10 protein-coding genes are annotated in these 13,538 nt (G+C 72.6%); 2 read left to right on the forward strand and 8 right to left on the reverse strand.

Annotated elements, in window-relative coordinates; all coding sequences use genetic code 11:
- Positions 1–42 precede the first annotated feature (42 nt).
- Together ACGFR7_RS21510 and ACGFR7_RS21515 are read right to left on the reverse strand one after the other, a co-directional pair.
- The gene (locus ACGFR7_RS21510) at positions 43–1,422 is read right to left on the reverse strand and encodes a cryptochrome/photolyase family protein (RefSeq protein WP_393321482.1); all 1,380 of its coding nucleotides are present in this window, start codon (positions 1,420–1,422) and stop codon (positions 43–45) included.
- A gap of 248 nt (positions 1,423–1,670) precedes the next feature.
- Positions 1,671–2,801: a DUF1266 domain-containing protein gene (locus tag ACGFR7_RS21515; protein WP_393321755.1), complete on the reverse strand. Its 1,131-nt coding sequence runs from the start codon at positions 2,799–2,801 to the stop codon at positions 1,671–1,673.
- A 118-nt stretch (positions 2,802–2,919) separates the two neighbouring features.
- On the opposite strand from ACGFR7_RS21515, the gene ACGFR7_RS21520 reads away from it, so the two are divergent.
- Positions 2,920–3,828 (forward strand): class I SAM-dependent methyltransferase, encoded by a 909-nt coding sequence (locus ACGFR7_RS21520; protein ID WP_393321485.1) that lies wholly within the window; start codon positions 2,920–2,922, stop codon positions 3,826–3,828.
- Between the two features lie 18 nt (positions 3,829–3,846).
- Here ACGFR7_RS21520 and ACGFR7_RS21525 read toward each other — a convergent pair whose 3' ends face one another.
- The 5 genes from ACGFR7_RS21525 to ACGFR7_RS21545 all read right to left on the reverse strand — a co-directional run bounded on the left by ACGFR7_RS21525 (position 3,847) and on the right by ACGFR7_RS21545 (position 11,619).
- Positions 3,847–4,638 (reverse strand): VOC family protein, encoded by a 792-nt coding sequence (locus ACGFR7_RS21525; protein WP_393321488.1) that lies wholly within the window; start codon positions 4,636–4,638, stop codon positions 3,847–3,849.
- Between the two features lie 214 nt (positions 4,639–4,852).
- Positions 4,853–5,686, reverse strand: coding sequence for an aldo/keto reductase (locus ACGFR7_RS21530; RefSeq protein WP_393321491.1), 834 nt, complete (start codon positions 5,684–5,686; stop codon positions 4,853–4,855).
- A 289-nt stretch (positions 5,687–5,975) separates the two neighbouring features.
- Positions 5,976–7,802 carry an AMP-dependent synthetase/ligase gene (locus tag ACGFR7_RS21535; protein ID WP_393321494.1) on the reverse strand — a complete coding sequence of 609 codons (1,827 nt, stop codon included), beginning with the start codon at positions 7,800–7,802 and terminating at the stop codon, positions 5,976–5,978.
- A gap of 596 nt (positions 7,803–8,398) precedes the next feature.
- Entirely contained in the window at positions 8,399–10,372 is a 1,974-nt protein-coding gene (locus tag ACGFR7_RS21540; RefSeq protein ID WP_393321497.1) for an exo-alpha-sialidase, read from the reverse strand.
- Between the two features lie 305 nt (positions 10,373–10,677).
- Positions 10,678–11,619 (reverse strand): zinc-binding alcohol dehydrogenase family protein, encoded by a 942-nt coding sequence (locus ACGFR7_RS21545; protein ID WP_393321500.1) that lies wholly within the window; start codon positions 11,617–11,619, stop codon positions 10,678–10,680.
- Positions 11,620–11,804: 185 nt separating this feature from the next.
- Between ACGFR7_RS21545 and ACGFR7_RS21550 the strand changes: the two genes are divergently transcribed.
- Entirely contained in the window at positions 11,805–12,248 is a 444-nt protein-coding gene (locus ACGFR7_RS21550) for a MarR family winged helix-turn-helix transcriptional regulator (RefSeq protein ID WP_393321503.1), read from the forward strand.
- Between the two features lie 144 nt (positions 12,249–12,392).
- Here the strand turns inward: ACGFR7_RS21550 and fdhD are convergent, their stop codons facing one another.
- Positions 12,393–13,283: a formate dehydrogenase accessory sulfurtransferase FdhD gene (gene fdhD / locus ACGFR7_RS21555; protein ID WP_393321506.1), complete on the reverse strand. Its 891-nt coding sequence runs from the start codon at positions 13,281–13,283 to the stop codon at positions 12,393–12,395.
- Between the last annotated feature and the right edge of the window lie 255 nt (positions 13,284–13,538).

The raw sequence follows: 13,538 nt of genomic DNA on the forward strand, positions 1-13,538 counted from the left end.
CCGCGGACCCCCGCCGCTCCGGCCCGGCCGCTCCACCCCCGGCTACTCCAGCCCGCGTGCCCGCTTGAACCGCACCAGCCCGTCCGCCAGGTCCACGACGGGATCCGGATAGTCGTACGCCGCGCGCTCCGGCCGGGTCAGCTTCCACGGCTGGTGCACCGCCGCGCCCGCGAGGCCGGCCAGCTCCGGCACCCAGCGCCGTACGTACTCGCCCTGTGGGTCGAACCGTCTGGCCTGGACGAGCGGATTCAGCACCCGGTTGGGGCGGGTGTCGGTGCCGGTCCCGGCCACCCACTGCCAGTTGAGCTGGTTGTTCGCCATATCGCCGTCCACCAGCCAGTCCAGGAAGTGCCGCGCGCCCACCCGCCAGTCCATGTACAGCGTCTTGGTCAGAAAGCTCGCCACCAGCATCCGCGCCCGGTTGTGCAGCCACCCCTCGTGCAGCAGTTGCCGCATCCCCGCATCGACCACCGGATAGCCGGTGCGGCCCTCCTTCCACGCCGTCACCTCGGTGTCGTCGTACCGCCAGCGGTCGCCCTTGGTGCGATAGTCGGCGCTTGCCGCGCCGGGGCGGGCCGCCAGTACCTGATGGTGGAAGTCCCGCCAGGCCAGCTGCCGTACGAACGCTTCGGCACCGGCGTCCGAGCGGGCCGACGCCTTGTGCACCAGCTCCACCGGCGAGAGGCAGCCGAAGTGCAGATAGGGCGAGAGCCGCGACGTGGCATCGCCCGGCAGGTCGTCCTGCCGGTCCTGGTAGTCGGCCATACCCGAGCGCTGCCAGGCCCCGAACCGGCGGCGCCCCGCCCGTTCGCCGCCCTCCGGGAGCGCGGGCGACGGTTTCCCGCCCGGGCACAGGTCCGCTGCCGACGGCAGGTCCTCGGACCGGACCTTGTCCGGGACCCGTACGGACCGCGGCGCGGGCAGCACCGACCGCAGCCCCGCGGCCTGCCAGCGCCGGAAGTACGGCGTGAAGACCGCGAAGTGGTCCTTGCCCGGGCCGGAGGGCAGCACCGCGGCGGGCGGCAGTGCCGTGATGACCGCGTCGTGCACCACCAGGGCCCGCCCCGCCGCCGCCAGCCCGTCGGACAACCGCCGTTCCCTGTGCAGCGCATAGCCGCTCACCCCTGCCGCGAGATGCACCTCGCCGGCTCCGGTCTCCGCCGCCACCCGGCAGACCTCCGCCACCACATCCCCCGTACGGATGACCAGCCGGCCGCCGCAACCGCGCAGCCCGGCATCGAGATCCGCCAGCGCGCCGGCCAGGAATGCCGCCCGGTTGGGCACCATGAATCCCGCGTCAGCGATCCCCGTATCGACGACGAACAGCGGTACCACCTGCGCCGCGGAGCGCAGCGCGGCATGCAGCACCGGCTGGTCGTGCAGCCGGAGGTCGGAGCTGAACAGGCAAACAGCTACATCCATGCCCTACGTCTACACCGAACCCGGACCGGGGGGGCCCCCCCCCCCCGGGGGGGGCCCCCCCCCCCGGGGGGGGCGGCGGGGGGGGGGCCCCCCCCCCCCCCCCCCCCCCCCCCCCCCCCCCCCCCCCCCCCCCCCGGCCCCGGGCCCCGGCGGGGGGGGGGGCCCCCCGGGGGGCGGGGGGCCCCGCGGTCCGGCAGATGACCCGCTCCCCATCGACCGACGCGCCCCGCCAAGCGACGGGCCCGCCGTCAAGCGAACGGCAGACCGCGCCACGGCGAGGCCGGGTCCTGGGTGAGGACCCGGTGCAGGTGCACGGCCTGCGCGTACTCCGGTCCGAACCAGCCGTTGTCGAACGCCAGCATCCGCCCCAGCGCATAGCCCGCGGCGAACTCCTCCCACGAGCCGTACACCTCCCTGGCTTTCGCGCCGGCCTGCGTCACGGCCTGTTCGGCCTGCTGCGGTGCGCACAGACGGGCGCCCAGGCCCCAGCGGACGAGAGCGACGGCATGCGCGAGGTCCAGCGCGACGAGGGACACGACCCGGCCGTCGGCCGGCAGCAGTCCGTCGGCGCGGAACCGCTCTTCGTACCGGGTCACGAGCTCGGGAACGGCCGGCGTGGCGGCGGTGTCCGGGGAGCCCGCCCCGGCCTCACCGGTCCGGCCCTTGTCCGCGGCGTCCCCCTCGTTCACCTTGTCCGCCTCGTTCGCCGCGTCCGCAACGGCCCCGGCGCTGGGGTCGCCGGCCCGTGCCCGCAGCGCCGTCTCCGTCTCCGCCGGTACGAACTGCCCGGCGAGCAACTGGTCCAGGCGCTGCTGCCAACCGGCGGCATCGGATACCGACCACTGTTCGCGCAGCGTCTGTGCGTCGGTGGCGTGATCGAGGAAGGCCGTGCCGAGTTCGTTCCACGGCAGGCTGTGGTGTACCGCGAGCGGCGCACCGCACGCCAGCCCCTGCGCCACGGGGCCGTGCAGCGGACCGCCGAAGTGCGTGACGAGCAGGCCGCCGGGCCGGGCCCCGACCTGGGCGCGCCGCTGCAGCCAGCCGGTGCGGTGGGCCGGGGAGGCGGCCAGGTACGCGGCGCAGGGCGTCCCGGCGTTGACCGCGAGCCGCCATTTGTCGTTCGGCCAGTCCTGCGCCAGCTCCTCCAGCGAAACCCGGTCGAAGAACTGCTGCGGCTGCCACGGCGGCAGCATGCCGCGGGTCAGGACGGGAATGCACTTACCACCCGCCGCCGGATCGTCGTAGACGGGCAGCGGGTCCTGGCCCTGCTGCGGTGCCGCCAGATACAGATCCTCACCGGCGATCGCCGCGATCTGACCGTCCCAGTCACCACGCGCCGTCGCTTCGTACAGCCGCCGCTCGGTATCCGTCGGCGGTATCCATCCCGGAGTAGCCACGGGCAGACCCTACGGTTGCGCCCTGTCCCGCCGGAATCCGGGGTTGCCGGAGCGGCAACGCGGATTGCACGCGCTTGACCGGTAACGGAGGCTCGATGTCATGAGCAACGACGAACGGCCCGCGCCCGGGCACGGCCCTCAGGACACGGCGCAGATCGACTGGGAGGTGTTCGGCCCGCTCCTCGAACGGGGGGCCGAGCTGCACCTGCCGCTCTACGAGCAGGCCGCGGCCTGGCTGCGGCAGCTCCTCGTCGGGACGGCCGCGGCCGGCGACCAGGGGGTGGACCGGGTGCTCGACGTCGGCAGTGGGCCGGGCGTCGTCAGCTGTCTGCTGGCCCGGGCCTTCCCCGCCGCCGAAGTGGTGGCCGTGGACGCCGGCGCGGCACTGCTGGAGCGGGCACATGCCCGGGCCGGGCGCCTCGGCCTCGGCGACCGGGTCCGCACCCATCTCGCCGAACTCCCGGACGGGCTGGACGCCCTCGGCGGCGCCGACCTCATCTGGTCCGCCAGGACCCTGCACCATGTCGGTGACCAGCGTGCCGGGGTCGCCGCCCTCGGCGCTCATCTGCGGCCCGGCGGGCTGCTCGCCGTCTCCGAGGGCGGCCTCGCCCCCCGCTTCCTGCCGCGCGACATCGGCATCGGGCGTCCGGGACTGCAGTCCCGGCTCGAGGCGGCCCGCGAGGACTGGTTCGTGGAGATGCGCGCGGCGCTGCCCGGCGCCGTCGACGACACCGAGGACTGGCCCGCCTTCCTCGCCGACGCCGGCCTGCGCACCCCGCGCACCCGCAGTTTCCTGCTGGACCTGCCGGCCCCGCTGACCGACGAGGCGCGCGCCTACGTCCAGGACACCCTGACCCAGGGTCTCGAGCTCTATGGCGACCGGCTGGACGAGGACGACCAGACCACCCTCGCCCGCCTCGCCGACCCCGATGACGCCTTCGGCATCGTCCGCCGCCCCGATGCCTTCCTGCTCTGCGTGCAGACCGTCCACACGGCCCGCGCGCAGTAGCGAGCGGTCAACGGCCCCTCAGCCTTGATTCATCGGCTTCGGGCTGATCACGGCGAAGGTCGCGCCCTGCGGATCGGTCACCACGGCCATCCGGCCGGCGACCATGTCGAAGGGCTGCTGCAGCGCCGCACCGCCGGCCGCGGTGATCTTGTCAACCGTGCCATCGGTGTCCGTCACCGCGAAGTACACCAGCCAGTGCGAGGGAGTGCCGGACGGCATCTGTTCCGACATCGGCTGCATACCGCCCACCGGCCGGTCGTTCACCGTGAGGGCGTAGTAGTTCTCGGCGCCCTCCATGGGGGCGCTGTCGATACCGGAGGTGGCCTTGTAGAACGTGGCGGCGGCGGACGGGTCGGTGGTGTTGAGCTCGTTCCAGACCAGTGCGCCCGGCTCGTTGACGATGCCGGCGCCCGGGAAGTCCACGGGCTGCCAGATACCGAACACCGCTCCGGTGGGCTCGGCCGCGATACACATCCGGCCGAGCGTCATCACGTCCGTGACGGGCATCAGGAGCGTGCCGCCGGCCTGGCTCACCGCTTCGGAGGTGGCGTCCGCGTCGGCGGCCGACAGGTAGGTGGTCCACACGGTCGGCGGCGCGGGCTGACCGCCCATCGGGACGGCGGCCATGATTCCGGCCACCGGCTTGCCGTTCAGCGTGCAGACGGCATAGCCCCCGGTCTCCGCGGGCCCGATCTCTCCGGCCCACCCGAAGACCTCGGAGTAGAAGTCGATGGCGGCTTGCTGGTCAGGGGCCGCGAGATCGATCCAGCAGGGCGTTCCGGGCTGGTAGGGAGAGGTGACTGCAGGCATCGTGCCTCCTCGCTGGGGGCACCTCCCCTGCCAGGGCACGGGGGAGGCGCAGGGCAAAGCGAGGGGTACCGGCCCCGGCCGGCATATGCCGGGTCCGCCCCACGCTCACCTCCACACTTCCTGCCGTCCGCCGAGCCCGCCACTCGGGTACGGCAACGGCGCCGCCCGGACGAGCCGGGCGGCGCCGCTACGGAAGGCCGTTACCGAGCGGCGGTCAGGCCACGTCGAAGGTGGCCGGGTCCGGGCCGATCCGGTTGCCGGTGTCCAGGTCCGCGAGGGTGGCGAGGTCGTCGTCCGTCAGCTCGAAGTCGAAGACGTCGATGTTCTCGGCGATGCGCGAAGGGGTGACGGACTTCGGGATGACGACATTGCCGAGCTGGAGGTGCCAGCGCAGGACCACCTGTGCGGGGGTCTTGCCGTGCTTGGCGGCGAGCGTGGCGATTGTCGGGTCCTCCAGGAGGCCCTTGCCCTGGCCGAGCGGCGACCAGGCCTCGGTCACGATGTTGTGCCGGGCGTGGAAGGCGCGGGACTCGGCCTGCGGGAACTGCGGGTGCAGCTCGATCTGGTTGACGGCCGGGACGACGGAGGTCTCGCCCAGCAGCCGCTCCAGGTGCTCGGGCCGGAAGTTCGAGACACCGATGGCCTTGGCGCGGCCCTCCGCCTGAATCTTCTCCAGGGCGTTGTACGTCTCGACGTAGCGGTCCTTCGACGGGAGCGGCCAGTGGATCAGGTAGAGATCCACATACTCCAGGCCGAGCTTGGTGAGGGAGGCGTCGAAGGCGCGCAGCGTGGAGTCGTAACCCTGGTCGGCGTTCCAGAGCTTGGTCGTGACGAACAGTTCGTCACGGGCGATTCCGGAAGCGGCGAGCGCCTTGCCCGTGCCCTCTTCGTTGCCGTAGATCGCCGCGGTGTCGATGCTGCGGTATCCGGCGTCCAGGGCCTGGCCGACCGTGGTGAACGCCTGGTCGTCCTCGACCTGCCAGACGCCGAAGCCGAGCTGCGGCATCGCGACGCCGTTGTTGAGCGTGATGGAGGGAACCTTGCTCACGGGGGAATCGATCCTTACGTCGGCTTTCTCGTTCACTGATGTCAACGATCATCCGTGGACGCGCATTCCCGCGCGGGCCGACGGGATGCGGGGGAAGGCCGAGTATTCATGGGAACGCGCCGTGAGCGGGACCGGCCGGCCGCGCCCCGACGCCGCTGTTGCGGGGCATGCCACGCCGTCGCGGCAGTGAGTTCGCCGAGAGTGAACGCGCCGGTGCGGAGCACCACCTGCCGGGGCGCGGCTTCCCGGGAGACCTCCCCGGCGGCCCCGGGAAGCCGCGCCCCGCCCGTCACGTCTGGTACAGCGCGTCCACCTCGGCCTGGTACGCCGTTTCGATCGCCTTGCGCTTGAGCTTCAGCGACGGGGTCAGCAACCCGTGCTCCTCGCTGAACTGGTTGGCCAGTATCCGGAAGGTACGGATCGACTCGGCCTGCGAGACCAGCGTGTTGGCGGCGACCACGGCGCGCCGGATCTCGGTCTCCAGGTCCGGGTCGCGCACCAGGTCGGTAGGCGGCATCTTCGGCTTCTCCCGCATGGCCAGCCAGTGCGCGACCGCCTCCGGGTCCAGGGTCACCAGCGCCGCGATAAACGGCCGGTCGTTGCCGACGACGATGCACTGGGCGACCAGCGGATGCGCCCGCACCCGCTCCTCCAGGCCCACCGGCGAGACCGTCTTGCCGCCGGAGGTGACCAGGATTTCCTTCTTGCGGCCGGTGATCGTCAGATAGCCGTCCTCGTCCAGCTCGCCCAGGTCACCCGTGGAGAACCAGCCGTCGTGCAGCACGGCATCGGTCGCCTTGGGGTCGTTGTGGTAGCCGTGGAAGATCTGCCCGCCGTACAGCCAGATCTCGCCGTCCTCCGCGATGTGCACGGTGGTGCCGGGGACGGGGGTGCCGACGCTGCCGAAGCGCGTCCGCTCGGGCGGGTTGGCGGTGGCGGCCGCGGTGCTCTCCGTCAGGCCGTAGCCCTCGAAGATCCGTACGCCGGCGCCGGCGAAGAACAGCCCGAGGCGCCGCTCCATCGCCGAGCCACCCGACATCGCATGCCGCACCTGGCCGCCCATCGCGGCCCTGACCTTGCTGTAGACGACCTTGTCGAAGAACTGATGCTGCATGCGCAGCGAGGCGCTGGGTCCTGACCCGGTGCCGAAGGCCTTGTGTTCCTGTGCCTCGGCGTAGCGGATCGCGATCTCGACGGCCTTGTCGAACGGGCCGACCTTGCCGTCCGCCTCCGCCTTGCGCCGGGCCGCGGCGAAGACCTTCTCGAAGATGTACGGCACCGCGAGGATGAACGTCGGCTGGAGGGACTGCAGATCGGGCAGGAGGGCACGGGCCGCCAGCTCGGGCTGGTGGCCCAGCTTGACCTGGCCGCGGATCGCGGCGACCTGCACCATCCGGCCGAAAACGTGCGCCAGCGGCAGGAAGAGCAGGGTGGATGCCTCGTCGCCCGGCTTGGAGTGGAAGACCTTCTCGTAGCGGAGCACCATGTTGTCGGACTCGGCCATGAAATTGGCGTGGGTGATCACACAGCCCTTGGGGCGACCGGTGGTGCCGGAGGTGTAGATGATTGTCGCCGTGGCGTCCGGGGTGACGGCCATCCGGTGCCGGTGCACCACGTCATCATCGATATGCGCACCGGCCGCGGTCAGTTCGGCCACCGGGTCGGCGTCCAGCTGCCACAGCTTGCGCAGGTGAGGCAGCCGGTCGATGACCGAACCGATGGTCATCGCATGGTCCTCGTGCTCGACCAGACAGGCCGAGACGCCCGCGTTGTGCAGCATCCAGAAGACCTGCTCCGCCGACGACGTCGGATACAGCGGTACGGACTGGACACCGATGGACCACAGCGCGAAGTCGAACAGGGTCCACTCGTAGCGGGTACGGGACATGATGCCGATCCGGTCACCGAACCGGACGCCCTGCGCGAGCAGCCCCTTCGCCAGGGCGAGAACCTCGTCCCGGAATTGTCCGGCGGTGACGTTCTGCCAGTTTCCCTCATCGTCCTTACGCGCCAGTGAGACGCGTCCGGGATCGGCTTCGGCTTGTTCGTAGACGACATCCGCCAGCCCGCCGACCCGGGGCGCGGTCGCCAGTGGCGGGACGGTGAACTCGCGCAATGACCCAGCTCCTCGTGGTGTTGCTCACAAGGCCGCGACCGTACCCCAACGTGACCGCATCCGGCAGAGCCGTACCACGTCGTGAACCCGGCGGCATGGGATCTGGCCAACCGCCGAAATCGGGCCACTTCGGAGAAGCCTGGACATGACCCAGCTGGTTCAACGCCGGACGATCACGACGCCGGGACCATATCTGCACCAAATCTCTGCACCGGCACCGGCACCGGCACGGGTTCGGCCGGCCGGCCCGGTACGGGGCCCGTGACCAAGGGCGTGTCCGGTGGCTCAGCGGGGCCGGTCCTCGGAGTCTCCCGTCCTCGCCAGGCCGCCGGTAAGGGCTGGTCGCCGCTGGTCAGAGGCTAGGTCTCGGACGCTCTGGCCGGCAGGCGCAGCGCAGATCAGGATCTCCTGCGATGCGGCGATGTGCTCCGGGTCGCCTTGGCTGTGTCACCACAGGCCAGCGGTGCGGGAACCCGCCGAAGCCGCCACCGTGGCCGCCCGGCCCGGGGGCCCGTCATGGCCGCCGTGGCCGTCATGGTCGCCGTCCGGGCCGCCCGGCCTCCGCGAGGCCCTCGTGTCTCGCCGGCCGGTGCGGCTCAGCGCTCGGCACCCCCGCGCACCCGGTCCAGCGACAGCCCCAGGACCAGCGGGCCGCCCACCGGGGCGTTGCCCCTGCGTACGCCGGACAGTTCGGCGTCGGTCAGGGCCCGCCGGTAGACGCGTACCTCGTCCAGCGCACCGGTGAACTGGGCGCGGCCGTCGGGCCGCTGCCCCAGGTGCACACCGAAGACCGAGCCGCGGCTGACCGACCCCGGGACGTCGGGGACGACGGTGGTCTCCCCGCCGTCCACGGTGAGCAGCAGCCGGCCGCCCGTCCGGCGCAGCGCCAGGTGGTGCCAGTGCCCGTCGTGGTACCCGCCGTGGGTCACGGCCTGGGCGGTGGCGGCCGGTGCGGGGCCGTCGACCGCGGTGACACGGGCGATGATCCGGTCGTGGCCGGGGTCGCCCTCCACCGCGACCTGCGGGGACTTGCTGCCCACGCCGCCCGTCCACAACAGCGGCTGTTCGCCGGTGGTGGCCTCATGGCGGAACCACAGACTGCAGGTGAAGTCGTGGGTGCCGAGCGGGAGGGAACCGCGGAAGGGGAGGCGTACCGCATCGTCGGCACCGTCGAAGGACAGCGCCCGGCCGAAGCGGCCGCCGGTGGTCCGGGCGCCGCCCAGGACGAAGGCCGGCCGGGCGCCCGGGGCGGAGTCGGCCGTCGTGGGATCCGGGCCGCGGCGCGGACCGAGCCAGTCCTCGGTGAAGCGGGCGAAGCGGATCTCGTCCCGGGCGTCGGCCGCGCCGCCCTCGTACATCAGGCCGGTGACGTCGTCGGAGACGGCGACCAGGTCCGAATAGCCGGACCAGTCGGTGGTCACCCGGGCACCCCGGTCGACGCTCTCCCAGGTGCGGCCCTCGTCCCAGGAGGAGCGGACGGTCATGGTCCGGCGCCGGTCGGGGTCGGCGGGCGCCGCGAACAGGGTGCGGCTGCGGCCGGCGCGCGGGTTCGGCAGCCGGAGCGCCGAGCCCTGCACCATCGGGGCGTAGAGGTCAGGGAGGGCGCGGAAGGGGGCGGCGAAGGAGTTGCCGCCGTCACGGCTGACCGCCGCGGTGCGGTGGCCCAGGTCGGTGCCGTCCTGTTCCCGCCCGTTGACGTAGACCGAGCCGTCCGAGCGTTCCAGGAGCGCCATTTCCGAGGGCTTTTGCCGGAACGTGCCGTCTGCGGCGATGGGCCAGGTGTCCAGCGCGCCGACCTTCCAGGTGGCGCCGCCGTCGTCGCTGTGGACCAGGGCTGCATGGTTGGCGGTGACCCGGTCGTCCGCGTAGCTCTCGGAGTTGATGCCGAACACCAGCCGGCCCGCGTGCCGTCCCCGGGTGAGCTGGATGCCGTGCAGGGGCCCGGTGGCGTACCACGAATTCCACTGCGGGGGACGGACGGCGGCGGTCAGGTCCCGGGGCGCGGACCAGGTGGCTCCGTCGTCATCGCTGTACTGGAGGTGCGGGGTGCGGTCGCACGGGACCTCGCAGCTGAGGCCGTCGGCGCGGCCCTTGTTGTAGGTCTCGGCGAGCACGATCCGGCCGGTGCGGCGGTCCACGATGGGCGCCGGGTTGCCATGGGTGTCGCCGTTGCCGTGGTTGATGACCTGGAGCGGGCCCCAGGTCCGGCCGCCGTCGGTGGAGCGCTTGAGGACGAGGTCGATATCGCCCGCGTCACCGCAGTCGTGCCGCCGGCCCTCGGCGAACGCCAGGAGGGTGCCGCGCACGGACTTCACGACGGCCGGTATACGGAAGCAGAAGTACCCCTGTTCCTGGGAGGCTTTGAAGAGGATCCGCTGCTCGAAGCCGCCGGCGGGGGAGGGCGCCGCGGCGGTACGGGTGCTGCCCGATGCCCTGTCAGGCGTGGCCTGTGCGGGGGCGGTCGGCAGGAGGGCGAGGGCGGTGGCGGTCAGCGCGGTGAGCAGGGCCGCGGCGCGGTGGCACCGGGGTCTGCAGGGGGGTCTGGGGTGTGCGCGGAGAACTGACGTCATGGTCCGGCCTGCCCTTCGAGGCATCGGCGTCGGGTCATCAGGACATCCCACGTCCTATGTGCATCGCGACGGAAGGTACTGCCGTGTGCGGACCGCGACAAGGAGCGTGCGCGGGTTCTCCGCGCCGCGGCCGCAATTCACTCTCCCGATTCACTCTCCCGGCCCGCAGGAGCTGCGCCGGGCGCGCCCGGCGCGACACGGGGGCCGGGTGCGGTACGAGGGCCGGGCCCGCCCGGTGCGATCCGGGGGCCGGGCGCGCCGTGGGTGCCCGGTGTGCCGCAGGTGCCGCCCGCGACCGCTGTGCCTCACGGCCGGAGCACCACCTTCCCGAGGTTGGCCCTGGCCTCGATGATCTCGTGTGCCTGCGCGGCCTGGTCCAGGGGAAGTTCGGCATGGACCGCGGCCCGCAGCCGGCCGGATCCGGCAAGCTCCCACAGCCGCGCCCCGTGCTGCTCGTACAGCTCCCGGTGGACGGTGGAGAAACGACGCATCGTCAGTCCCGTGATGGTCTTGGCGCCCGCCAGCAGCTCGTGCGCCGGGACCGTCCCGCCGCCGGAGTTGAAGAAGATCAGCCGGCCACCGGGAGCCAGCGCGGCCAGTGCGCGCGGCAGCAGCTCGCCGCCGACGCCGTCCAGGACGATGTCGACCGGCTCGCCCCAGGACTCCTGGTCGTAGACCACCACCTCATCGGCCCCCAGCCCGTACAGGAACTCCGCCTTGGCGGGCGAGCTGACGGCGGCCACCACCCGTGGCACCCCCTGGAGCCTGGCCAGTTGCACGGCGAGATGCCCGGTGCCACTGGCCGCGCCGGTGATCAGTACGGACTCGGCGGCCTGCGGTGCCGCGGTGCTGAGGGCTGCGAGCGCGACCTGGCCGCTGCGCACCAGCGCCACCGCCTGCACGGCGTCGGCGCCGTCCGGTATCCGGCTCGCCAGGAAGGCGGGCGCGAGGGCGAGTTCGGTGTAGGAGCCGGTGAGGGTGAGCGAGGTGATGCGGTCGCCGGGGGTGAATCCGGTGACGTCCGGGCCGACGGCCACGACCGAACCGGCGATCTCCCCGCCGGGCATGGCGGGGAGCGGATCGCCGCCGCCCTTGCCGTCCCCGCGCACCCGTCGCACGCACGGCAGCGTGACCCCGATCGCCTCCGTGCGCACCAGCAGTTCACCGGGACCGGGTACCGGTGCCTCGGCCTCCTCGACACACAGGACCTCGGGGCCGCCGTAGGTATGGAATCGGACTCGGCGCATGGGCGGACACCTCCGGGATCGTCGCCCGGCGCGCGGCGGCGGACGGGCAGCCCGGCGGCTGCCCTGTCGCCGGACGGTACGCGCCGGGCGGTTTTCATTGGGTTCCCCAACGATAGCCTTAATCGTTGGCTCAGCCAATGGTTTTTCGTTGGGCTCGCCAAGGGAACGCTCGGTACGGTGGCCCCATGGCCGACACCCCCTACGCCCCCCGCCACATCCGCGCGCTCCCCAGCTGGCTGCTGGGCCGCGCCGCCGCCCGCGGCCACCGCCTGGTCGCCGATGCGCTGGCCGGCGAAGGCATGCGGATGATGCACCACGCCGTGCTGTCGGCGGTCGGGGAACTGGGCCCGGTCTCGCAGGCGGAGCTCGGCCGGACGCTGCACATCGACCCCAAGGACATGGTCGCGCTCGTCAACGACCTGCAGAGGGAAGGGCTGGTGACCCGCACCCCCGATCCCCGGGACCGGCGCAAGAACGCCGTCGAGATCTCCGCCGACGGCCGACGGCGGCTGCGCCGCACCCAACAGCTCGGCGACGAGGCCAACGCGGAGCTGACCGCCGACCTCACCCCGGCCGAACGCGAGCAGTTGGTCGCCCTGCTGACCCGGATCGCACTCCCGGGGGAGTGAGCCACGAGGCCGGTCGGCGCCGGGGCGCCCCCGCCTGTAGGGGCCGCCGGCCCGGCCGACAGCCCGTGCGCCGGCCCGGCCGACGGGCCGTGCGCCTGCCTGGCCGACGGGCCGTGCGCCGGCCGGTGTGGCGGGCCCGCGGCCTCAGTCCGTAGGCGTGGCGGCCTCTGCGGGCAGGGCGATGCGGTGCTCACCCGCGTAGACGTTCATGGAGGAGCCGCGCAGAAACCCGACCAGCGTCAGCCCGGTCTCGGCGGCCAGATCGACGGCGAGCGAGGAGGGCGCCGAGACCGCGGCCAGCACCGGAATGCCCGCCATCACGGCCTTCTGCGCCAGCTCGAACGACGCCCGGCCGGAGACCATCAGCACACTCGACGACAGCGGCAGCCGCCCCTGCTGCAGCGCCCGCCCCACGATCTTGTCGACGGCGTTGTGCCGCCCCACGTCCTCCCGGATGTCGAGCAGCTCACCGTCCGTCGTGAACAGCGCCGCGGCGTGCAGGCCCCCGGTCCGCTCGAACACCCGCTGAGCGGCCCGCAGCCGGTCGGGGAGGGCGGCGAGGGTCGCCGGGCCGATACGGATCGGATCGATACGGATCGGGTCGATACCGACCGGGGTGGCGGGGGAGGAGTCCAGGGGCCAGCGGGTGGTGGTGCGTACCGCGTCCAGGCTGGCCTTGCCGCACAGCCCGCACGACGACGTCGTATAGACATTGCGCTCCAGGGTGATCTCCGGGACCGGTACCCCGTCCGCGAGCCGGACGTCCACGACGTTGTAGGTGTTCTCCCCGTCCGCCGTCGCCCCCGCGCAGTAGACGATGTTCGCCAGCTCGTCGGCGCTCGCCAGCACGCCCTCGCTGACGAGGAATCCGGCGGCGAGTGCGAAGTCGTCGCCCGGTGTGCGCATCGTGATCGCCAGCGGCTTGCCGCCGAGCCGTATCTCCAGCGGTTCCTCGGCGACGAGGGTGTCAGGGCGGGTGCTCACGGCACCGTCGCGGATGCGGATGACGCGGCGTCGCTCGGTGACCCGTCCCATGTCTGATCAGTCCTGTCCTCACCGGGCCGGATCGGCGCGGTGGTGTCTGTATGGAGAGCCGAAGCAGCCCTTGGTGCGACGTGGTGTTGCTCGCCGCTGTTCGGTGCTGCTCGATGCGGTGGTTGCCGCCGTGGCCACCGGAGGTTGTGCGGCGAAGTGACCTCGACGCTCCCATTCTCCTGCACGGGGAGTACGGGGTGATGGTCGGCGGCGCACCACGCACCACGCACCACGTGCCACAGGCTCGGTCGGCGG

This window comes from Streptomyces sp. NPDC048516 (assembly GCF_043199875.1).
Lineage (GTDB): Bacteria > Actinomycetota > Actinomycetes > Streptomycetales > Streptomycetaceae > Streptomyces.

What these genes read in the sequence shown, in the direction of transcription:
- ACGFR7_RS21510 (WP_393321482.1), bottom strand. Translation starts at nt 1,422, where the DNA reads ATGGATGTAGCTGTTTGCCTGTTCAGCTCCGACCTCCGGCTGCACGAC.
- ACGFR7_RS21520 (WP_393321485.1), top strand. Translation starts at nt 2,920, where the DNA reads ATGAGCAACGACGAACGGCCCGCGCCCGGGCACGGCCCTCAGGACACG.
- ACGFR7_RS21525 (WP_393321488.1), bottom strand. Translation starts at nt 4,638, where the DNA reads ATGCCTGCAGTCACCTCTCCCTACCAGCCCGGAACGCCCTGCTGGATC.
- ACGFR7_RS21540 (WP_393321497.1), bottom strand. Translation starts at nt 10,372, where the DNA reads ATGACGTCAGTTCTCCGCGCACACCCCAGACCCCCCTGCAGACCCCGG.
- ACGFR7_RS21545 (WP_393321500.1), bottom strand. Translation starts at nt 11,619, where the DNA reads ATGCGCCGAGTCCGATTCCATACCTACGGCGGCCCCGAGGTCCTGTGT.
- ACGFR7_RS21550 (WP_393321503.1), top strand. Translation starts at nt 11,805, where the DNA reads ATGGCCGACACCCCCTACGCCCCCCGCCACATCCGCGCGCTCCCCAGC.
- fdhD (WP_393321506.1), bottom strand. Translation starts at nt 13,283, where the DNA reads ATGGGACGGGTCACCGAGCGACGCCGCGTCATCCGCATCCGCGACGGT.